General features: G+C 71.5%; 19 protein-coding genes. 4 read left to right on the top strand and 15 right to left on the bottom strand.

Going from position 1 to position 19,226, the window contains the following annotated elements; all coding sequences use genetic code 11:
* Positions 1–12 precede the first annotated feature (12 nt).
* Complete coding sequence (hydA, locus tag QMG39_RS08585; protein WP_281884038.1) at positions 13–1,449, bottom strand: dihydropyrimidinase; 1,437 nt, start codon at positions 1,447–1,449, stop codon at positions 13–15.
* Positions 1,450–1,546: 97 nt separating this feature from the next.
* On the bottom strand, positions 1,547–2,395 hold the full coding sequence (locus QMG39_RS08580) for a nitrilase-related carbon-nitrogen hydrolase (protein WP_281884037.1): 849 nt from the start codon (positions 2,393–2,395) through the stop codon (positions 1,547–1,549).
* A gap of 219 nt (positions 2,396–2,614) precedes the next feature.
* Here QMG39_RS08580 and QMG39_RS08575 point away from each other — a divergent pair, with 219 nt between their 5' ends.
* From QMG39_RS08575 to cofD, 3 genes are all read left to right on the top strand, one after another.
* Positions 2,615–4,189, top strand: coding sequence for an aminotransferase-like domain-containing protein (locus QMG39_RS08575; RefSeq protein ID WP_281884036.1), 1,575 nt, complete (start codon positions 2,615–2,617; stop codon positions 4,187–4,189).
* A gap of 189 nt (positions 4,190–4,378) precedes the next feature.
* Positions 4,379–4,732: a hypothetical protein gene (locus QMG39_RS08570; RefSeq protein WP_281884035.1), complete on the top strand. Its 354-nt coding sequence runs from the start codon at positions 4,379–4,381 to the stop codon at positions 4,730–4,732.
* Positions 4,733–4,974: 242 nt separating this feature from the next.
* Positions 4,975–5,973, top strand: coding sequence for a 2-phospho-L-lactate transferase (gene cofD / locus QMG39_RS08565; protein WP_281884034.1), 999 nt, complete (start codon positions 4,975–4,977; stop codon positions 5,971–5,973).
* Between the two features lie 40 nt (positions 5,974–6,013).
* Here cofD and QMG39_RS08560 read toward each other — a convergent pair whose 3' ends face one another.
* The 6 genes from QMG39_RS08560 to QMG39_RS08535 all read right to left on the bottom strand — a co-directional run bounded on the left by QMG39_RS08560 (position 6,014) and on the right by QMG39_RS08535 (position 10,994).
* Positions 6,014–6,361 (bottom strand): hypothetical protein, encoded by a 348-nt coding sequence (locus tag QMG39_RS08560; protein ID WP_281884033.1) that lies wholly within the window; start codon positions 6,359–6,361, stop codon positions 6,014–6,016.
* Complete coding sequence (locus QMG39_RS08555) at positions 6,358–7,200, bottom strand: DODA-type extradiol aromatic ring-opening family dioxygenase (RefSeq protein ID WP_281884031.1); 843 nt, start codon at positions 7,198–7,200, stop codon at positions 6,358–6,360. Before QMG39_RS08555 ends, QMG39_RS08560 begins: the two co-directional genes overlap by 4 nt.
* Positions 7,201–7,293: 93 nt before the next feature.
* Entirely contained in the window at positions 7,294–8,157 is an 864-nt protein-coding gene (locus tag QMG39_RS08550) for an amidohydrolase family protein (RefSeq protein ID WP_281884029.1), read from the bottom strand.
* Complete coding sequence (locus tag QMG39_RS08545; RefSeq protein ID WP_281884027.1) at positions 8,154–9,329, bottom strand: CaiB/BaiF CoA transferase family protein; 1,176 nt, start codon at positions 9,327–9,329, stop codon at positions 8,154–8,156. The genes QMG39_RS08550 and QMG39_RS08545 overlap by 4 nt, the downstream gene beginning before the upstream one ends.
* Positions 9,326–9,991 (bottom strand): OsmC family protein, encoded by a 666-nt coding sequence (locus QMG39_RS08540; RefSeq protein ID WP_281884025.1) that lies wholly within the window; start codon positions 9,989–9,991, stop codon positions 9,326–9,328. The genes QMG39_RS08545 and QMG39_RS08540 overlap by 4 nt, the downstream gene beginning before the upstream one ends.
* Positions 9,981–10,994: an alcohol dehydrogenase catalytic domain-containing protein gene (locus QMG39_RS08535; protein ID WP_281884021.1), complete on the bottom strand. Its 1,014-nt coding sequence runs from the start codon at positions 10,992–10,994 to the stop codon at positions 9,981–9,983. The genes QMG39_RS08540 and QMG39_RS08535 overlap by 11 nt, the downstream gene beginning before the upstream one ends.
* Positions 10,995–11,240: 246 nt before the next feature.
* On the opposite strand from QMG39_RS08535, the gene QMG39_RS08530 reads away from it, so the two are divergent.
* Positions 11,241–12,323 carry an ABC transporter substrate-binding protein gene (locus QMG39_RS08530; protein ID WP_281884020.1) on the top strand — a complete coding sequence of 361 codons (1,083 nt, stop codon included), beginning with the start codon at positions 11,241–11,243 and terminating at the stop codon, positions 12,321–12,323.
* A gap of 406 nt (positions 12,324–12,729) precedes the next feature.
* Here QMG39_RS08530 and QMG39_RS08525 read toward each other — a convergent pair whose 3' ends face one another.
* From QMG39_RS08525 to QMG39_RS08495, 7 genes are read right to left on the bottom strand one after another with little or no spacing between them, the layout of a single operon-like run.
* Entirely contained in the window at positions 12,730–13,131 is a 402-nt protein-coding gene (locus QMG39_RS08525) for a RidA family protein (protein WP_281884019.1), read from the bottom strand.
* A 22-nt stretch (positions 13,132–13,153) separates the two neighbouring features.
* Positions 13,154–13,978, bottom strand: coding sequence for an ABC transporter permease (locus QMG39_RS08520; protein ID WP_281884017.1), 825 nt, complete (start codon positions 13,976–13,978; stop codon positions 13,154–13,156).
* Positions 13,975–14,808 (bottom strand): ABC transporter permease, encoded by an 834-nt coding sequence (locus tag QMG39_RS08515; RefSeq protein WP_281884015.1) that lies wholly within the window; start codon positions 14,806–14,808, stop codon positions 13,975–13,977. The genes QMG39_RS08520 and QMG39_RS08515 overlap by 4 nt, the downstream gene beginning before the upstream one ends.
* Entirely contained in the window at positions 14,805–15,671 is an 867-nt protein-coding gene (locus QMG39_RS08510) for an ABC transporter ATP-binding protein (RefSeq protein WP_281884013.1), read from the bottom strand. Before QMG39_RS08510 ends, QMG39_RS08515 begins: the two co-directional genes overlap by 4 nt.
* Before the next feature lie 48 nt (positions 15,672–15,719).
* Positions 15,720–16,694, bottom strand: a complete 975-nt coding sequence (locus QMG39_RS08505) for an LLM class flavin-dependent oxidoreductase (RefSeq protein ID WP_281887221.1) — start codon at positions 16,692–16,694, stop codon at positions 15,720–15,722.
* Between the two features lie 2 nt (positions 16,695–16,696).
* Complete coding sequence (locus tag QMG39_RS08500; protein WP_281884012.1) at positions 16,697–18,130, bottom strand: dihydroorotase; 1,434 nt, start codon at positions 18,128–18,130, stop codon at positions 16,697–16,699.
* Entirely contained in the window at positions 18,127–19,077 is a 951-nt protein-coding gene (locus tag QMG39_RS08495) for an alpha/beta hydrolase (protein ID WP_281884010.1), read from the bottom strand. Before QMG39_RS08495 ends, QMG39_RS08500 begins: the two co-directional genes overlap by 4 nt.
* Positions 19,078–19,226: the final 149 nt, after the last annotated feature.

Raw genomic sequence — 19,226 nt, 5'->3', positions numbered from 1 at the left:
ATCCGCTCGCCCCTAGACGAGGTACTGGGTGAGTCCCCGCTTGATGAAGCGGCCGTCGCCCTTGGCGCCGAGGTAGGCGTTGTCGTCGACGATGACCTTGCCGCGCGAGAGCACCGTGTCGACGTGCCCGTCGATCTCGTAGCCCTCCCAGGCGGAGTGGTCCATCGCCATGTGGTGCGTCTTGCCGAGGCCGATCGAGGTGTGCCCGTTCGGGTCGTAGACGACGATGTCGGCGTCGGCGCCGGGCTGGATCACGCCCTTCTGCCCGTACATGCCGAACATGCGCGCCGGGGTCGTGCTCGTGAGCTCGACCCAGCGCTCGAGGGTGATCTCGCCGGTCACGACGCCCTGGTACATGAGGTCCATGCGGTGCTCGATCGAGCCGATGCCGTTCGGGATCTTGCGGAAGTCGCCGAGGCCGAGCTCCTTCTGGTCCTTCATGCAGAACGGGCAGTGGTCGGTCGAGACCATCTGCAGGTCGTTCGTGCGCAGCGCCTGCCACATGGCGTCCTGGTGGCCCTCCTCGCGCGAGCGCAGCGGCGTCGAGCACACCCACTTGGCGCCCTCGAAGTTGCCCCACTCCTCGCTCGAGGCGCCGAGCTGCTCCTCGAGCGAGAGGTAGAGGTACTGCGGGCAGGTCTCGCCGAAGACGTTCTGGCCCTTGTCGCGCGCCCAGGCGAGCTGCTCGACGGCCTGCTTGGCCGAGACGTGCACGACGTACAGCGGCGCGCCGGTGAGGTTCGCGAGCATGATCGCGCGGTGCGTCGCCTCCTCCTCCATCTGCCAGGCGCGGGCGATGCCGTGGAAGTACGGGTCGGTCTTGCCCTCCTCGATCAGCTGCTCGGCGAGCACGTCGATGGCGGGGCCGTTCTCGGCGTGCATCATCGTGAGCATGCCGGTGTCGCGGCTGACCTGCATGGCCTTCAGCACCTGCGCGTCGTCGGAGTAGAAGACGCCCGGGTAGGCCATGAAGAGCTTGAAGCTCGTCACGCCCTGGTCGGGCAGCGTCTTCATCGCCGCGATCGCGTCGGCGTCGACGCCGCCGATGATCTGGTGGAAGCCGTAGTCGATGGCGCACTCGCCGGCGGCCTTGGCGTGCCAGGCGTCGAGGCCGTCCTGCACCCGCTCGCCGTAGCGCTGCACGGCGAAGTCGACGATCGAGGTCGTGCCGCCGTACGCGGCCGCTCGGGTGCCGGTCTCGAACGTGTCGATCGCGGCGGTGCCGCCGAACGGCAGCTCCATGTGGGTGTGGGCGTCGATGCCGCCCGGAATGACGTACTTGCCGGTCGCGTCGATCACGGTGTCGACGCCCGACTTCAGGTCGGTGCCGAGCAGCTCGCTGCCGGGCTCGAGCACGGCGACGATGCGCTCGCCGTCGACGAGCACGTCGGCGTTCGCCCGGCCGGTCGCGCTGACGACCGTGCCGCCGGTGATGAGGGTGGTTGCCATGGTGCGCTCCTTCGCTGGATGCGGGTCGGGATGTCTGGTGCGCGGGTGGTCGCCCCGGGGCATCCGCGAGAGGTGCCGGCTGCCCCGTGGCGACGTCTCACGGCTTCGGGATCGAGGTGTACGACTCGGGGCGACGGTCGCGGTAGAACTGCCAGGCGTTGCGCACCTGCCGGATCATGTCCATGTCGAGGTCGCGCACGACGATCTCCTCGTCGTGCTGCGAGCCGTACTCGCCGACGATGTTGCCCTGCGGGTCGCAGAACTGGCTCGAGCCGTAGAAGTCGACGGCGAGGTCGCCGTACTCGTTGTCCTCGCGGCCGACGCGGTTGGGCGCGGCGACGAAGTACCCGTTGGCCGCGGCGGCGGCGGGCTGCTCGATCTCCCACAGGCGGTTCGAGAGGCCGGGCTTGGTCGCGTTCGGGTTGAACACGATCTGCGCGCCGTTGAGTCCCAGCTCGCGCCAGCCCTCGGGGAAGTGCCGGTCGTAGCAGATGTACACGCCGATCGGCCCGACCGCGGTCTGGAAGACCGGGTAGCCGAGGTTGCCGGGGCGGAAGTAGAACTTCTCCCAGAACTTGTCGAGGTTCGGGATGTGGTGCTTCCGGTACTTGCCGAGGATGGTGCCGTCGTTGTCGACGACGACCGCGGTGTTGTAGTACACCCCGGGCTGCTCCTCCTCGTAGATCGGGAGCACCATCACCATGCCGAGCTCGGCCGCGAGCGCGGCGAAGCGCTGCACGATCGGGCCGTCGGCCGGCTCGGCGAAGTCGTAGTACTTCACGTCCTCGGTGATGCCGAAGTAGGGGCCGTAGAACAGCTCCTGGAAGCAGATCACCTGGGCGCCCTGCTCCTTGGCGCCGCGCGCGAACTGCTCGTGCTTGTCGAGCATCGAGTCCTTGTCGCCGGTCCACGTCGTCTGCGTGATCGCCGCTCGAACGATCGTCATGCTGCCTCCTGAGTCGGTCGGCGTCGCTGCCGCCGCTCGGTGGGCTGTGATGGGCCTACCGGGCGCTGGGGGAACGCCGAGTCGTGATGCCGATGGAACGTGTCTGCCCGGGCTCCGCGCCCGTTCTGTTATTCTTCGGCGTGAACATTTCTCTTGTGTTTCACCCTGTGACGTTGTGGTTAATCATCCTGTCCCTCTCTTCGTCAGGAGGCAATGGTCGTGTCGAGTATTCGTGTGGGCGGTGAGACGGTGCGAGGGGCGACGGATGCCGGTGAGCCGGCGTCGTCCGGCTCTCGCGCGGGTGCGTCGGTGACGGATGCCGCTTCGGATGCGCCCGACCTCGGCGCGCTGTTCCCCGGGCTGAGCGTCGCTCCCGAATTCCCCGATCGCTCCCCGCGGGCCATCGCTGCCGTGCTCGCACGCCTGATCAACGACGGCGACCTGGCCCCCGGCATCCGTCTGCCCACCGTGCGCGAGCTCGGCACCGCGCTCGGGGTGAGCCCCGCCACGATCAGCCAGTCGTGGCAGGCGCTCGCCCGCGCGGGGTTGATCGAGTCGCGCGGTCGCGCGGGCAGTTTCGTGCGGGATACCGCGCCGACCTGGCTGGCCCCGCGCATGCGCGGCATGGCCGCCCCCGACGACCCCGTGCGCCTCGACCTCTCGCGCGGCACGCCCGACCCGCTGCTGCTGCCGCCGCTCGGGCCCGCGCTCTCGCGCGTCTCGGCCCGCGCCGAGACCGGCAGCTACCAGCAGGAGCCCGTGATCCCGGAGCTCGCCGCGGTGCTCGCGTCCTCATGGCCCGCGCAGGCGGAGACGATCATGGTGGTCGACGGCGCGCTCGACGCGATCAGCCGCACGCTCGAGCAGGTCGTGCGCCTGGGCGATCGCGTCGTGGTGGAGCATCCGGGCTTCCCGCCGTTCCTCGACCTGATCGAACTGCTGGGCGCCGAGCCCGTGCCGGTGCGCATGGACGCGTCGGGCATGGTGCCCGAGTCGCTCGCGGCCGCCCTGCTGCGCCGCCCCGCCGCCGTGCTGCTGCAACCGCGCGCGCAGAACCCGACCGGCGCGTCCATGACGCCCGAGCGGGCCGAGGCGCTGGCGGGGGTCATCCGGAACGCGCCCGATACCGACCACCTGCTCGTGGTCGAGGACGACCACTCGGGCCTCATCTCGACCGAGGGCGACGTGACGCTCGGCACGTGGCTGCCCGAGCGCGTGGTGCACGTGCGCAGCTTCTCGAAGTCGCACGGACCCGACCTGCGCATCGCCGCCCTCGGCGGGCCGCGCCACCTCGTCGAGCGCGTGATCGCGCGCCGCATGATCGGCCCGGGCTGGACCTCGCGGATGCTCCAGGGCATCCTCCTCGACCTGCTCACCGACGGTGCCTCGATCGATGCCGTCGCCGAGGCGCGCCGGCAGTACTACACGCGCCAGCGCGCGCTCGGCGACGCGCTTCGCGCGCGGGGGGTCGACGTCGCGCCGGCCGACGGCATCAACCTGTGGGTGCCGGTGCTCAGCGAGCGATCGGCGCTCGTGCAGCTCGCGGCCGGGGGCATCCGGGTCGCGGCGGGCACGCCGTTCCTGGCGGCGGGGGCGGATGCCGCTGGGGCCGGCGGGTCGCTCGCCGGTTCGCCCGCGCGGGCCGTCGGACCTTCGTCGCGGACCGGCGGGCCGGCCTCGCGACGCCCACGCGACTTCGTGCGCGTCACCGTCGGCGTCGTGCGCGAGGGCATCGACGACGTGGCCGACGCGCTCGCGACCGCGGCCCACCACCACGCCGCCGGCGGCTACTGACCCGCGTCCAACCGCCCGCAGCTCCGCGACGGCCAGTCCCCATCGTGGCGGCCAGCCATGCACGGCTGGCCGCCACGACGCAGACTGGCCGCAACCGCGCCTGACGCGCGAGTTGATCGGTGGAGACCATCAGCCGGCGCACGCGCACGGCGTGCTACGTTCGCCGCGACGCCGACCGGAGGGACGCCGATGCCGAAGCCCGCACGCTCGCACCGCACCACCGGCCGCACGCCGGTCGGGCACCTGCTCGCGCATGCCGCCGGCGCCGCGCTGCTCGTGAACGCGGTGCCGCACGGGGTGCACGGGCTGTCGGGCAAGCGATTCCAGAGCCCGTTCGGGCGCCCGCCCGGGGTAGGCGAGTCGTCGCCCGAGACGAACGTCGTATGGAGCGGCGCGAACGCGATCGGCGGCGCCGCGCTCCTGTTCGGGGTCGGGCGGTTCCGCTTCGGCGCGAACGCCGACACGGTCGTGACGCTCGCGAGCGCATGGGCCGCCGGCATCGCGATCTCGCGCTACTTCGCCGGCGTGCGCGGGACGCGCTGACCCCCGCATCCGCCCCGCCCGCCTCCCCGGACTCGGCACGTCGAACTCCCACCGGCACGTCGAACTCGACGTGCCCGAACGACTCGAGCGTGCCGACTCGACTCCACAACTCCGTTCGGCCAGTCCACGCCGTGGCGGCCAGCCCTGCACGGCTGGCCCGGGCGACGCAGGCTGGCCGCAACGCGATCGCGCGGTGTGGGCGCGCGGCGCGATCGCGCCGCGCGCGGACGTAGGCTGGTCGAATGCGGATCGTGGTGCTCGCGGGCGGTGTCGGGGGCGCGCGGTTCACGCGCGGGCTGCGCGAGGAGTGCATCCGCCGCTGGCCCGACGGGGAGGGCGGCACGACCGCCGAGATCGACGTGATCGTCAACACGGCCGACGACCTCTGGCTCGCGGGGCTGCGCCTGATGCCCGACTTCGACTCGCTGCTCTACGCCCTCGCGGGCGTGAACGACGAGGTCCGTGGCTGGGGCCGTGCCGGCGAGACCGAGCGGGTGAGCGACGAGCTCGCCGCGTGGGGCGTCGGCTGGCCGTGGTTCACCCTCGGCGACCTCGACCTCGGCACGCACATCGCCCGCACCTCGTGGCTGCGCGACGGGAGGACGCCCACGCAGGTCGCCGAGCGACTCCAGCAGCGCTGGACGCTCGGTGCGCGCCTGCACCCGGTCACCGACCACGAGATCGACACCCAGGTGCTCGTCGACGACCCCGAGGCGCCGACCGGCAGCCGTGAGATGCACTTCCAGGAGTGGTGGACCCGCCACCGCGCGACGATGCGCGCGCGGTCGTTCCGCCAGCTCGACATCGAGGTCTCGCGCCCCGCCCCGGGCGTGCTCGACACCCTCGCGGACGCCGACCTCATCATGCTCGCCCCCTCGAACCCGGTCGTCTCGATCGGCCCGATCCTCGGCGTGCCGGGCGTGCGCGACGCGATCACCGCCGCATCCGCCCCCGTCGTCGGCGTCTCGCCGATCATCGCGGGCTCGGTCGTGCGCGGCATGGCCGATGCGTGCCTCACGGCGATCGGGGTGGCGACGGATGCCGCTGCGGTCGCGCGCCACTACGGCGCGAGCTCGCACGCCGGGCTGCTCGACGCGTGGCTGGTCGACGAGGCGGATGCCGCGAGTACGTCGTCGCTCGTCTCGGCGGGCATCCGCGCAGCCGCCGTGCCGCTCTGGATGCACGACGTCGACACGTCGGCCGCGATCGCCGGTCACGCCATCGACATCGCGACCGGCTGACCCGGGGGCATCCGCTCGCCGCCCCGCCCCCCGGCGGACGTCAGGGGATGTAGTCGACGTGCCCGTGCGGCGCGACGTCCGCCCGATACCGCTCGACCAGGTCGCGCCAGCCGAAGCCGTCGCCGAACTCATGGGTGTGCGCGGCCTCGATGAAGTGCCACAGCAGGTACGGGTGGGCGCCGAGGGCGTAGAGCGCGGCGTGGTCGACCGTGGCGAACGCCTCGCGTTCCTCGGGCGTGAGCACCCGGTCGTCGGTCGGGAGGTCCGGCGTGCCGCCGCCGGAGAGCCAGGCGTCGACGAAGCCGGCCGGGTCGGCGACGTAGCGCGAGACCGCGTCGTCGCTCATCTCGACCGCACGCATGAACTTGTCGATCATGTACTTCGTCATGCCGGCTTCCTCCACATGAAGAACGGGCTGGACGCGAAGCGCGACTCGGTCGCCTCCGCGAGGTCGGCGGGCCGGCCGCCCATCGCGGCGAGCGCCGTGATCACGTTCACGTATTGGTAGGTCACGTTGCCCGCGGCCATGACGCGATCGAAGCGGCATCCGTTCACCGCGCCCTCGAGGTCGCCGTCGCGCATCCAGGCGACCGCGTCGGCGTCGAACGCGGGGTCGGGCGAGCCGGCGAACTGCCTCGGGCCGCCGACGTCGGTCGCCATGTGGCCCGAGGTGATGAGCGCGACGCGCGCGTCGGACTCCCAGGCGGCGATCGTCTCGCGCAGGTGCTCGCCGAGCACCGCGAACCGGCGCGGCGAGGGCAGCGGCGGCAGGGTCGCGTTGGTGTGGATCGGCACGATCGGCAGGTCGAGCTCGGGCCGCAGGTACTGCAGCGGGATCACGAAGCCGTGGTCGAGGCGCCACTCGTGGCTCACGGCGAAGTCGATCGCCTCGGGCAGCAGCTCGCGGCCGGCGATGCGTTCGGCGAGCTCCGGATGCCCCGTCAGCTCGACGTACTCCATGCCGAAGGTGCGCACCTCGTTCTCGTAGGTGCCGTGGTACTGCGCGGCCTTGCCGACGACGAACGCGGGGGCGTGGTCGAAGAAGAACTGGCGGATGTGGTCGGTGCCGACGACGACGAGCACGTCCACCTCGAGCTCGCGCATGGTCTCGCGTATGCGCGCGAAGTTGCCCGCGACCGCGGCGAGGTCGTCGGGCATCGGGTCGCGCATCGCTCGCCAGAGCAGCGGGTTGTGCGGCGTCGCCGCCGCCATCACGAGTTCGGCCATGCGTGCCGCCTTCCGTCGGGGTCGAGTGCGGGGGGTCGAGGGCGATCGGATGCCGCGACCGGCGGTGGACGGAACCCCCGGCGCGGCACCCGGTCAGAGCCCGAACAGGGTCCGGGCGTTGTCCAGCAGGATCTTCTGCCTGGACGTCTCCTTGAGTCCGAGGTCGTCGAACTCGCGCATCCAGCGGTCGGCCGTCATGACCGGCCAGTCCGACCCGAACAGCACCCGGTCGGTGATGAGCGAGTCCGCGTAGCGCACGACCTCCGGGGGCAGGTACTTCGGCGCCCAGCCGGAGAGGTCGAGGTAGACGTTCGACTTGTGCCAGACCATCGCGAGGTTCTCGAGGTGCCACGGCCACGCGGGGTGCGCGCTGATGATCTTGAGTTCGGGGAACTCGGCGGCGACGTCGTCGATGTAGGGCACGGGCCTGGCGTTCTCGAGACGGTACCCACCGCCGCCGGGCGTGCCCGCGCCCGCACCCGGGAAGCCGGAATGGAACATGACCACGAGCCCGAGCTCGGCGCAGGTCTCCCAGATCGGGAAGAACCGACGGTCGTTCGGCAGGAACTTCTGGCGTGCCGGGTTCAGCTCGCCGACGCCCCTGATGCCGTACTCGGCGTGCATGCGGCGGATCTCGGCGATCGCGGCTTCGCCTTTCCACGGGTCGATGCCGGCGAAGGCGAGGAAGACGTCGGGGTGGTCGGCCTGCGCCCGGCCGAGCAGGTCGTTCGGCGCGCCGGGGATGCCGGAGGTCGTCTCCGAGTCGGAGTTCACGATGACCGCCATCATGCGCCGGTCGCGGTACTGGTCGGCCTGCTCGGCGAACGAGACCACGGGCCGCTCGCGGCCGAAGTGCTTCGCCATCTGCGTGTGTCGCGACCCCATGGCGGCGAGGAACTCCTCGGTCTGCGGGTGGGTGTGCGCGTCGATGGCGACGAGGTCGTCGGGGATGCTCATGCGCGGGCTCCTTCGGTGCGCGGCCGGGTGAGGGCGTCGGTGTCGGCGCCGAGCAGCGGCGCGGCGCGCAGCTCGGGCCGGCCGCTGCGGTGGAACCGCGTGCTCGGCGCGGGCACGCGGACGGTGCCACCGGCCGGGCTCGCGATCTCCTCGACCAGGCCCATCACGGCGACCTGCGGGTCGTCGAACAGGTCGGCCACGGTGTTCAGCGGGCCGTGCGGGATGTCGTGCGCGGCGAGCCGCTGCATCCAGTGCTCGCGGGGCTCGGTCGCGGTGATGGCCTTCAGTTCGACGTCGAGCTCGTCGTAGTTGCGCACGCGTCCCTCGCGCGTCGCGAAGCGCGGATCGTCGGCGAGGTCGGGGCGTTCGAGCACCTCGAGCAGGCCGGTCCAGAACTTCTCGGGCACCGACATGTGGATCACGAACGCCTTGCCGTCGGAGCCCACGCACGCGTAGGCCTGCGCGCGCCGGGGCCGCGAGTCGGGCGCGGCGACCTGCCCGGTCTCGAGATAGGTCGACGCGGCCTCGGTCACGAAGTCGATGAGCGAGCCGACCATGGACACCTCGAGGTGCTCGCCCTCGCCGCGCGCCTCGCGGGCGTGGAGCGCGGCGAGCACGGCCTGCGCGGCCGACATGCCCGACAGCAGGTCGGAGAACGCCGGCCCGAGCGGCCGCAGCACGCTGTCGGGCACGACCTGGCTGTACATGCCGCCGACCGCCGAGATCACCGTGTCGTAGGCGGGGCGCTTCGCGTAGGGGCCCTCGGGGCCGAAGCCCGTGATGGCGCACGAGATGAGCCGCGGGTTGCGGGCGCGCAGCACCCCGGGGCCGAAGCCGAGGCGCTCGGCGACCCCAGGGCGGAAGTTCTCGATCAGCACGTCGGCGCCCTCGGCGAGTTCGAGCAGACGCTCCAGGCCCTCCGGGTCCTTCAGGTCGAGCACGACCCCGCGCTTGCCGCGGTTGTAGGCGGCGAACTGCGGGCTGTACGTGCCGCTGCCCTCCCACCTGCGCATCGGGTCGCCGTCGGGCGACTCCACCTTGATCACGTCGGCGCCCAGGTCGGCCAGCAGCTTCGCCGCGTACGGGCCCGAGATGTACTGGCCCAGTTCGATCACGCGCACGCCGGCGAGCGGCCCCCGGGCGCCATCGGCCGGCAGGGAGTGGTCGGTCATCGGGTCTGCTCCTGTTCGTGTTCGGTGCGCAGCTCGGCGGGGCGCTCGTCGAGCACGCTGCGTCCGTTGTGCTCCAGCATGAGGTGCACTGGCACCGCGCGCGACATGAGCGCGCTGATGGGGCATCGCGCCACCGCCTCGCGGAGCATGCCCACCGCCGCGGCATCCGTCGCCGTATCCTCGACGCGCACATCGAGCACGAACCACTGCGGATGCGGCGGGGCATCGCCCACGCCGAGCTCGCCGCGCGTGTCGAGCAGGGTGCGCACGTCGAGGTCGAGGCGCAGCACCGCCACGTCGCGCGACGACCAGGTCTTGGCCGCCCAGCCGAGCACGCAGAACGCGATGCCGCTCAGCAGGTACCGCATGGGACTCGGCGCGGAGCCCGCGCCCCCGCGGTCGGGCGCCTCGTCGGCGCGGAACTCGACGTCGGTGCCGTACTGCGTGAATCGAGAGACGGCCGTGACGTCGCGCTCGAGCGAGGCCGACACCCAGGGACGCACGACGCCCGCCTCGGCGTCCTTCCAGAGGCGGGCCGACGAGCGGTGCATCGAGGCGCGCAGCGCCTGGCGGTCGACGATGGGCGCCGGGGACTCGGCGGAGGGGTTCGAGGCGGCATCCGCCCCCTGCCCACCGCGTGCGGCGGTTCGCTCAGGCGACATCGACGATCACCTTCCCCGTGCGGTGCTCGCCGAACTCGCGGTACGCGTCGGCGATGCGGTCGAGTGGATAGCGGCGTGCGATCGCGGGCCGCACGACACCGTCGGCGACGAGGTCGATGCCGCGGCGCACCTGGGCGTGATCGGCGCTCGCGACCCCGATGAGTCGGAGGCGCCGGAGGTAGAAGGCGCGGGCGTCGAGCTCGAGCGACGTCTCGACCGAGGCGGAGCAGAAGACGGCCCGGCCGCCCCAGCGGAGCGCCCCGACGCCCGCGGCCAGCATGCCGGCGTGGCCGCTCACGTCGAGGGCGACGTCGACGCCGTCGGGCACCGCGCGTGCGAGCTCCGTCGCGAGCTCGGCGGGCGACGGCGCCCGCACGGTCGTGACGTCGGCGCCGAGGTCGAGCGGCTGCCGCGACGCGGCGACCACCTCGGCGCCCAGGTGGCGCGCGAGCTGCACCGCCGCCTGCCCCAGCGTGCCGCCCGCGCCCGTGACGAGCACCCGCTCGCCCGCGGCGACACCGGCCGTCTCGAGCGCGTTCAGCACGATCGGCACGCTGTGCACGGCCGCGGAGGCGACGGCGGCGTCGAGGTCCCGCCGGTCGACGGCGTTGCGGTGGGGCACGGCGACGAGCTCGGCGGCGCCGCCGTCCCGCTGGCCGCCGATCACCGTCTGCGCCAGGCAGTCGGCCTCACGACCGCGAGCGCACCACGAGCACGCGCCGCACGGCACGTTGGGCTTCACGACGACCCGCTCGCCGACCCGCGACGAGTCGACACCGTCGCCGACGGCGACGATCGTGCCGGCGGGGTCGAGCCCCAGCGTGCGCGGCAGACGCACGGCCGCGCCCGGGCCCACGCCCGCGATGAGGTTCAGGTCGAGTTGGTTGACGCCCACGGTCTCGACGGCGACGAGCACCTCGCCCGGACCGGGCTCGGGCGAGGCCACGTCCTCGACCCTCAGCGCCTCGAGGCCGTGCGCGGTGAGGCGCGCCGCTCGGACCATCTCGTCTCGCCTCCTCGGTGGAGCCGCCGGGCGGCTCCGTCAACGTGTCTTGGATACTGTATCCAGAATTGCCCGGAGCTGTCCACGGTCATTCGACGATACGTGCCCAGGTAACGACCGCGTTGCGAGTCTCGCCGCATCCGTAGACACCCTCCACCACTTTGGATACAGTATCCGCAATTCGCGGGAGGCCTTCTGCACAGCGGAACGCCGACCGCGAGGAACCCGCCGAGAATGGAGAAAGTCATGCGCAATTCCAGAGCACGGTACGGCCTCATGCTGGCCGCGGGGGTCTCCGCCCTCGCGCTGCTGGCGGGCTGTGCGGCGACCGACACGGCCACGGGATCCGACGAACCCGTCGAGATCGCCGACGGCGAGCCCGGGCCCGCCGAGGACACCGAGATCACGGTGGCCATCCCGTTCCCCGACATCACGATGTACTCCATGTACATCCTCGCCACCGACCTCGGGTACTACGAGGAGGAAGGCCTCACGGTCGAGGTGATCACGGCCGACAACGTCACCGCCGCGGTGGCCTCGGGCAGCGCCGACATCGGCGTCGAGAGCACCGGCACGGTGATCGAGGCGATCCGCGGCGGCGTCGAGGTCGACCTGGTGAGCGGCCACTACTGCCGCCAGAACTTCGACTTCGCCGTGCAGGACGGCATCACCTCGGTCGACCAGCTCGACGGCACCTCGGTCGTGCTCGCCGGCACGCCGGGCGACCCGGCCGAGTACCAGCGCGCGCTGGTGCTGCAGGAGGAGGGCTGGGACCTCGACACGGTGGACGTCGAGGTCGTCTACCCCGGCCCCGGCTCGGAGTCGTGGACGGAGTTCTTCGTGAACGACCGCATCACCCTCCAGCCGTTCTACGGCGACGACCTGCCCGCCCTCGAGGCGCACGACGCGAACATCATCGTCGAGTCGCTGCGCAACTGGGCGAACGACGTGCAGATCGCCGGCGACGGCTGGATCGAGGAGAACCCGAACACGCTCATCCGCTTCCTGCGGGCGACCATCAAGGCGGTCGGCTACATCACCGCCCCGGCGCCGGGCGAGTTCCCCGAGAACGTCGACAGCGTGCTCGACATCTACGAGGCCAACGACTACGACGTGGCCGACCTTCGCGCGAACGAGACCCCGTGGGTGCTCGACGGCCACCTCGCCTGCGACAACCTCTACTTCGACGCCGCGGCGTGGGACGAGACGGTCGAGACGCAGTCGCTGCAGCCGATCGAGTTCGACGAGTCGCAGATCGCCTACCTGCTGAAGGCGCAGGAGCTGCTCGGCCTCGGCAACGAGGGACCGGAGACGCTGCCCTACCCCTGAGTCGGGTCTATCCTTCGAAGCGCCCCCACCGCAGCGCATGACGGTGGGGGCGCTTCGCTGCGTGCGGGGTGCTCCGTGCGCATTCGAGGGCGAGCGGATGCCCCTGAGGGCGCGCCCAGCGTCGGCCGGTGCACCGGTGGGCCATAGTGGACGCGGGATCCCGCCGGGCACACGCGCCGGCCAGCCGGACCCGTTGCGGCCAGCCCTGCACGGCTGGCCCGCACGACGTGGACTGGCCGCAGCGAAACCACGGGGCCGTGGCGTGGGCGGTCGGGCCCGAGGCATCCGCCCCACCCGCCGGCCCACGAGGCGCGGGCACGAGGCGGGCACGACGCCCGGGCACGCGAGAAGCCGGCCCCCGTCTACTGCGCATGAAACGGGGGCCGGCGGTCTTCTCGCGGGGCGCCTACTCCTTCGACGGCAGGGCCGCGATGGCCTCGATCTCGAACAGGTAGTCGGGGTTGGCGAAGCCGGCGACCTGCACGAGCGTCGACACGGGGAAGTCGTTCGTGAAGAACCGGGCACGCACCTCCCGCAGCTCGTCGCGCATGAGCCGGAAGTCCTCGCCCAGGTACACGTTGACCTTGACGATGTCGGCCATGGTGCCGCCGGCCGACTCGAGCACCCGGCGGAGGTTGTCGAACGCGACCTCGGCCTGCTCGACCGCGGTCGTCGGCATGGTGCCGTCGAGCCGGTAGCCGATGATGCCGCTCACGAACAGCAGGTCGCCGCCCGAGACCCGGATGGCCTGGCTGAAGTCGGCCGTGGGCGGGTAGACGCCCTCGGGGACGATGATCTCCTTCTGCATCCGCGCTCCTTCCGGGCGTCCGTCAGGACGCGCCCATGATCTGCCGGTCGTCGTACCAGGGCGCGAGGCGCTTGCGCAGCGCCGCGATGAGCACGAGCGTGAGGTTCGCGATGACCACCATGACGATGACCATGGCGATCGCCTCGTCCATCTGGAACTGGTAGGCGGCGTACTCGAGCATGTGGCCGAGCCCACCGGTGCCGCCGAGGAACTCGCCGAGCACCTCGCCGGTGAACCCGAGGGCCGCGCCGCGCTGGATGCCCGCGAGGGAATACGGCAGTGTCGCCGGGAAGATGACCTTCCAGCCGAGCGCGACGCCGTTGACCCCGTAGACGCGGCCGGCGTTCACGAGCGAGTCGCTCACCGTGACGGCGCCCTCCATCGTGTTCAGGATGATCGGGAACACCGCGAGCAGGAACACCAGGGCGATCTTCGACTCGTTGCCGAGCCCGAGCACGAGGATGAACAGCGGCGCGAGCGCGACCTTGGGCGTCGAGTAGAGCAGCCAGAGGAACGGCGCGACCGTGAACCGCAGCACCGGCGACCAGCCGACCGCGAGGCCGACGGTGACGCCGACGACCACGGCCATCAGCAGGCCGATGACGAGGTTCTGGAAGCTGAAGACGAACGCCTGCCAGAACTCCGGGTCGACGAGCAGCTGCACGAACGACGCGAAGACGGCGGTGGGCGGCGGGAGGAACGCGGCGGGCACGAGCTGCAGCCAGGTGACGGATGCCTCCCAGACGACGAGGATCGCGGCGATCACCGCGAGCAGCAGCCAGCGCCACTTCGCCTCGCCGCCCACCAGGTTGCGCGGGCGCAGCACGCGGGGTGCGGTCGTGATCATCGGCGGGCCTTCCTCGTCCACGGCGCGACCCAGCGTTCGATGCCGGTCATCACCTGCGTCATGCCGACGCTCCACACGACCACCACCGCGATCGCGGCGAAGGCCTGGTCGGTCTGGTAGGTGTTCGCCGAGCGGATGATGAGCGCACCCATGCCCGACGACGAGCCGGCGAGCTCGGCGACGACCATGCCGATCGTGGCGAGCACGACCGCCTGCCGCAGGCCGGCGAACAGGAACGGCACGGTCGTCGGCAGGAACACCTTGCGGTACAGGTCCATGCGCGAGCCGCCGTAGACGCGACCCGCTCGGATGATCGACTGGCTCGTCGTGCGCATGCCCGCGGCGATGTTCAGCAGGATCGGGAACAGGGCGCTGATCGTGACCAGGAAGATCACGGGGCCGATGCCGAACCCGAACCACGCCTTGGCGAGCGGCTGGTAGGCGATCGCGGGGGTCGCGTAGATCGTCCAGGCGATCGGGCCGACGACCCGGTCGACCGGCAGCGAGCTGCCCATGAGCAGCCCCACCGGCACGCCGACCACCACGGCGATCGCGAAGCCGGTGAGCCACGCCTGCATCGAGATGGCGATGTTCGACCAGAGCGCGCCGCTGGCGACCAGCTCGCCGAACCCGCCGGCGATGGCCGACGGCGGCGGGAAGAAGACCGGGTTGATCCAGCCGAGCACGCCGACGACGAGTTCCCACAGCGCCAGGAGTATGACGACCTCGACCGCGATGACGACGGCCTTGCCGCGAGTGTCGAGGCTCGCGAGCCACGCCGCTGCGCCGCCCTTGCCGAGGTTCGGCCCGGAGGCGAGGAGGGTGCTCATCCGTCCTGCACCTTCGTCGCGCGCGTCTTCGTGCTCGAGCTGTGCGCGGCCGCCGTCGCCTCGCCCTGCAGCGCGTCCCACAGGTGGTCGCGCAGCTCGAGGAACCGCGGGTCGGACTGCACGCTGCGCTCGGAGCGCGGCCGGTCGAGCCGGGTCTCGATGATCTCCTTGATCGCACCCGGGTGGCTCTTGAAGACGACGATGCGGTCGCCCAGCAGGATCGCCTCCTCGATCGAGTGCGTGATGAAGAGCACGGTCTTGCCGGTCGCGGCGATGAGCTTCTCGATCTCGTCGCGCATGACCTCGCGGGTGAGCGCATCGACGGCGCCGAGCGGCTCGTCCATGAGCAGGATGCGCGGCTTCGCGACGATCGCGCGGGCGAGGCCGACGCGCTGCTGCATGCCGCCCGACAGCTCCCGCGGGTACGACGACTCGAAGCCCGAGAGGCCGACCAGCTCGATCGCCTCCTGCACGCGGCCACGCCAGCCGTCGCCCTTCAGCCCCTTCTGCATCTCGAGGCCGAACTTCACGTTGTCGAACACCGTGCGCCACGGCAGCAGCGCGTAGTCCTGGAACACCACCGCGCGGTCCGGCCCCGGGCCGGTGACCGGCTTCCCGTCGACGGTCACCGAGCCGGTCGTCGGCGCGACCAGCCCGGCGATCACGTTCATGAACGTCGTCTTGCCGCAGCCCGAGGGGCCGAGCACGGTGATGAACTCGCCCTCGCGCACGTCGAGGTCGACGCCCTCGATGGCGGTCAGGGTGTTGCCGGTGCGGGCCACGTTGTACCGCACGCTCAGGTCGCGCACCGAGATCAGCGGCTCGGCCGCCGTGCTCTCGTCGCGTTCGCTCGTCTCGGTCATGGGCGCACTCTCTCTCACCGTCATTGGTCGGCTCCTCGGGTTCCGGCGTCAGCGCAGCTTCGGCAGCACCTCGCTGCCGAGGAGCTCGATCTGCTCGAAGAAACGGTCGAACTTGAACCGGAAGTCGAACACCAGGTGCTCGACGCCCAGCGCCTGGAACTTCCTGATCTCCTCGACGGCCTCGTCCGGGTTGCCGACGATGAGCTGGCCCTCCAGGTCCTCGACGGTCTCGAAGGTACCCGAGGGGGGCTTGACCGCGAACTTGGCCTTGTTGGCCCACGCGAGCAGGCCGGGCACGTTCACGTGCTGCAGCGCCTCCTCGCGGGTCTCCTCGATCGACGTCGGGGGGATCACGGCGACGGTCGGCATGGGCCGGCCCGAGGCATCCGTCATCTCGCGCATCTTCTGGATGCGGCGGTCCATCGTCGCGAGCGAGATGCGGCCCGGCATCCAGCCGTCGGCGTACTCGGCCGCGAGGCGCGCCGAGCGGGGGGTCGCACCGCAGTACCAGAACGGCACGCGGCCGCCCACGGGCTTCGGCTCGATCGTCACGTTCTCGAACGAGAAGACACCGTCGTCGTAGGTCACGTCGTTCTCGGTGAACACGCGCTTCAGGATCTCGGCGTTGGAGCGCACCGCCTCGACGCGGTCGAGGTCGCCCCAGCCGATCGCCTCGAACTCGTGGTCGAACGTGCCGGCGCCGAACCCGAGGATCAGGCGCGGCCCGACGAGCTGGGTGATCGTGCCGGCCATGAGCGCGGTGACGAGCGGGTGGCGGAACGGGATGAGCGAGCCGGTGCCCAGCTCGAGCTTCTCGGTGACGGCGCCGATCGCGGTGAGCGTCGTGAGCGCGTCGTAGAAGGTGCGGTTGGGCTTCTCCATCTCGCCGTGCGGCTCGAAGACGAGGTGGTCGCGCACCCACACCGAGTCGAAGCCCTTGTCCTCGGCGAGCTTGGAGCCCTCGAGCAGCTTCTCGCGGCTGGCTTGCTCGCCGAAGTGGGGCAGCAGCAGTCCGAACTTCATGGTCACTTCAGGTCCTTCCCGGCCAGGTCGGCCGTGTGCTCGGCGGCCTGGGCCGCGGGGTCGTTGCGGGCTGCGGCGAGCACGCCGTACCCGGGCTCGCCGACGACGGCGCCGTCGGCGTAGACGTCGCGGCCGCGCACGATCGTGCGCTCGATGCGCGCGCTGACCGTGCGGCCGTCGTAGGGGGTCCACCCGGTCTTCGACATGACGTCGTCGTTGGTGATGGTCCACTCGTGGGCCATGTCGGCGATCACGATGTCGGCGTCGGCGCCGACCACGAGCGAGCCCTTCACGCCCTCGAGGCCGAACTTCTCCGCCGGCACGGTCGCGACCATGTCGATCGCGCGCTGCAGGCTCAGCTCGCCGCGGTTGACGGCGTCGAGCATGAGCTCGTAGTAGTACTGGATGCCCGGCGTGCCGGTGTGGGCGCTCCACATCTCGGTCCAGCCGATCTCCTTCTCCTCGCGCGTGTGCGGCGCGTGGTCGGAGCTGGCGATGTCGATGGTGCCGTCGCGCATGCCCTCCCAGACGGCGGCGCGGTTGTCGTCGGGCACCCAGTACGACAGCGCGTACGGCCCGAGCACCTGCACGTCCTCCCAGGTGGAGAGGAACGGCGCCCAGTGGTTCACCTCGCAGGTGACGTCGACGCCCGCGGCCTTCGCGCGACGCACGGCCTCGATCGAGCGGCGGGTCTGGATGTGCGCGATGTGCACGGGGCATCCGGATGCCTCGGCCAGGCGCAGCACGACGTCGATCGCCGTGTCCCAGATGACGCCCTCGCGTGCCGCGTACGCCGACGCGTAGCCCTCGGGGGTGTTCTCGCCGCGGGCCAGGTACTGGCCCTCGATGTAGTCCATCAGCGCCTGGTCGTGCGGGTGGATGATGAACCGCTTCCCGGTGGCCACGATGTGGTCCATGATCTGCAGCAGGTGGCCGTGGTCGTGCATGCCGGTGCCGGCCGGGTGCGGGTAGGTGCGACCGGTGTCGACGACCATGTAGATCTTGTAGGCGCGGATGCCCAGGTCGGACATGCCCTGGATCTCGGCGGGCTTCGTCGGCGCCGGGTTGTGGTTCCAGTCGACGATCGAGGTGCGGCCGTAGCGCTCGAAGACGTCGGAGAGGGTCGCGACGTCGGTGGTCGGCGGCTGCAGGTTCGGCATGCCGAAGATGGTCGTGACCCCGCCGGCGGCGGCCTGCTGCGTGGTGGTCAGGATGTCGTCCTTGTGCTCGTAGCCCGGCTCGCGCGTGTGCACGTGCACGTCGACCATGCCGGGCAGCACGAGCCGGCCGGTCGCGTCGATCGTGCGGTCCGACTCGATCGAGACGTCGCTGCCGACGATGCCGGCGATGCGGCCGCCGGCGACGAGGACGTCGGCGGTGGTGGGGCCGGAGGGCGTCATCACGACGCCGCCGGAGATCCTGAGGTCGATGCTCACTGGGGTGCCTCCATGTGCTCGGTGGTCTCGGCCGCGCCGTCGGCGGCCGCGGTGCGCGCGACGACATCGCTCGGCTGCACGTGCCGGTCGAGCCAGTCGACGATGCGCGGGGTCGTCTGGGTCCAGTAGCGGTCGTACGCCGCGTAGTGCGTGGTGTGCCGCTGCATGATGAGCTGCTTCGGTCCCTGCGCGGCCTCGTAGAGGCGCTCGGCGTGGTCTGTCGGCGTGGTCGCATCGCCCTCGACGCCGATCACGAGCAGCGGGGTGGTGAGCCGCTCGGCCGCGTCGATGGGGCGGTAGGCGAGGATCTCGTCGGCGGCCGAGAGCGGCACGGCGCTCGGGATGCGGTCGTCGACGTCGGCCTTGATCTTGGTCGCGCGGCGCTCGGGCGTCGGCACCATGATCTCCTCGCGCGGGTGCACGAGCCGGCCGGTGCCGGTGGCGACCCGAGCCCGGCGGTCCTCCTCGAGCCCGGCGAGGAACGAGAGCCACTCGTGCTCGGGGCGCATGCGGTGCAGCCAGTCGGCGCCGTCGGCGACGGGCACCTGGCTGACCGCGGCGCGCACGCGCGGGTCGGCGTCGGCAAGGAGCACGGCGTTGCCGCCGCCGGTGCCGCCGGTGCCGAAGACGCCGATCGCGTCGGCGACCACGTCGTCGCGGATCGTCAGGTAGGTGACCGCGTTGACCAGGTCCTGGAGCTGGCGGACGGGCGAGAGGATGCCTCGGTCGCCGCCGGAGTCGCCGAAGCCGCGGTAGTCGAAGACCAGCACGCCGAAGCCGGCCGCCACGAGGGCCTCGTGGTAGCGCACGTAGAGCTTGGCGTCCTTGAGGCCGAGCCAGCCCGGCCCCTGCACGATCGCGCGGAACGGCCCGTCGCCGTCGGGCGTGCGCCAGAGGCCGGCGATGCGGTCCCCCTCGCTGAAGAACTCGACCGGGGTGGTCTTCATGGATGCGGTCCTCTCGGATCGAACGACGTGGTGCGCGGGATCCGGACGGCCGGGCGATCGATCGCCCGCCTGCGCCGGTGTCGGAGGTCTCCGATCGGCCCGCACGTTCATCATGTCGGATTCTGGATCCAGAATCCAGTATTGATTTC

Origin of the sequence: Agromyces rhizosphaerae (assembly GCF_027925245.1) — a bacterium.
Classification (GTDB): domain Bacteria; phylum Actinomycetota; class Actinomycetes; order Actinomycetales; family Microbacteriaceae; genus Agromyces; species Agromyces rhizosphaerae.
This window is presented reverse-complemented; position numbering and strand designations above follow the sequence as displayed.

Coding starts and splice junctions, on each gene's coding strand:
- QMG39_RS08550 (WP_281884029.1), bottom strand. CDS start 8,157: ATGAGCATCCCCGACGACCTCGTCGCCATCGACGCGCACACCCACCCG.
- QMG39_RS08555 (WP_281884031.1), bottom strand. CDS start 7,200: ATGGCCGAACTCGTGATGGCGGCGGCGACGCCGCACAACCCGCTGCTC.
- QMG39_RS08545 (WP_281884027.1), bottom strand. CDS start 9,329: ATGACCGACCACTCCCTGCCGGCCGATGGCGCCCGGGGGCCGCTCGCC.
- QMG39_RS08535 (WP_281884021.1), bottom strand. CDS start 10,994: ATGGTCCGAGCGGCGCGCCTCACCGCGCACGGCCTCGAGGCGCTGAGG.
- QMG39_RS08510 (WP_281884013.1), bottom strand. CDS start 15,671: ATGACCGAGACGAGCGAACGCGACGAGAGCACGGCGGCCGAGCCGCTG.
- QMG39_RS08530 (WP_281884020.1), top strand. CDS start 11,241: ATGCGCAATTCCAGAGCACGGTACGGCCTCATGCTGGCCGCGGGGGTC.
- QMG39_RS08540 (WP_281884025.1), bottom strand. CDS start 9,991: ATGTCGCCTGAGCGAACCGCCGCACGCGGTGGGCAGGGGGCGGATGCC.
- QMG39_RS08515 (WP_281884015.1), bottom strand. CDS start 14,808: ATGAGCACCCTCCTCGCCTCCGGGCCGAACCTCGGCAAGGGCGGCGCA.
- cofD (WP_281884034.1), top strand. CDS start 4,975: ATGCGGATCGTGGTGCTCGCGGGCGGTGTCGGGGGCGCGCGGTTCACG.
- hydA (WP_281884038.1), bottom strand. CDS start 1,449: ATGGCAACCACCCTCATCACCGGCGGCACGGTCGTCAGCGCGACCGGC.
- QMG39_RS08495 (WP_281884010.1), bottom strand. CDS start 19,077: ATGAAGACCACCCCGGTCGAGTTCTTCAGCGAGGGGGACCGCATCGCC.
- QMG39_RS08520 (WP_281884017.1), bottom strand. CDS start 13,978: ATGATCACGACCGCACCCCGCGTGCTGCGCCCGCGCAACCTGGTGGGC.
- QMG39_RS08560 (WP_281884033.1), bottom strand. CDS start 6,361: ATGACGAAGTACATGATCGACAAGTTCATGCGTGCGGTCGAGATGAGC.
- QMG39_RS08505 (WP_281887221.1), bottom strand. CDS start 16,694: ATGAAGTTCGGACTGCTGCTGCCCCACTTCGGCGAGCAAGCCAGCCGC.
- QMG39_RS08525 (WP_281884019.1), bottom strand. CDS start 13,131: ATGCAGAAGGAGATCATCGTCCCCGAGGGCGTCTACCCGCCCACGGCC.
- QMG39_RS08580 (WP_281884037.1), bottom strand. CDS start 2,395: ATGACGATCGTTCGAGCGGCGATCACGCAGACGACGTGGACCGGCGAC.
- QMG39_RS08570 (WP_281884035.1), top strand. CDS start 4,379: ATGCCGAAGCCCGCACGCTCGCACCGCACCACCGGCCGCACGCCGGTC.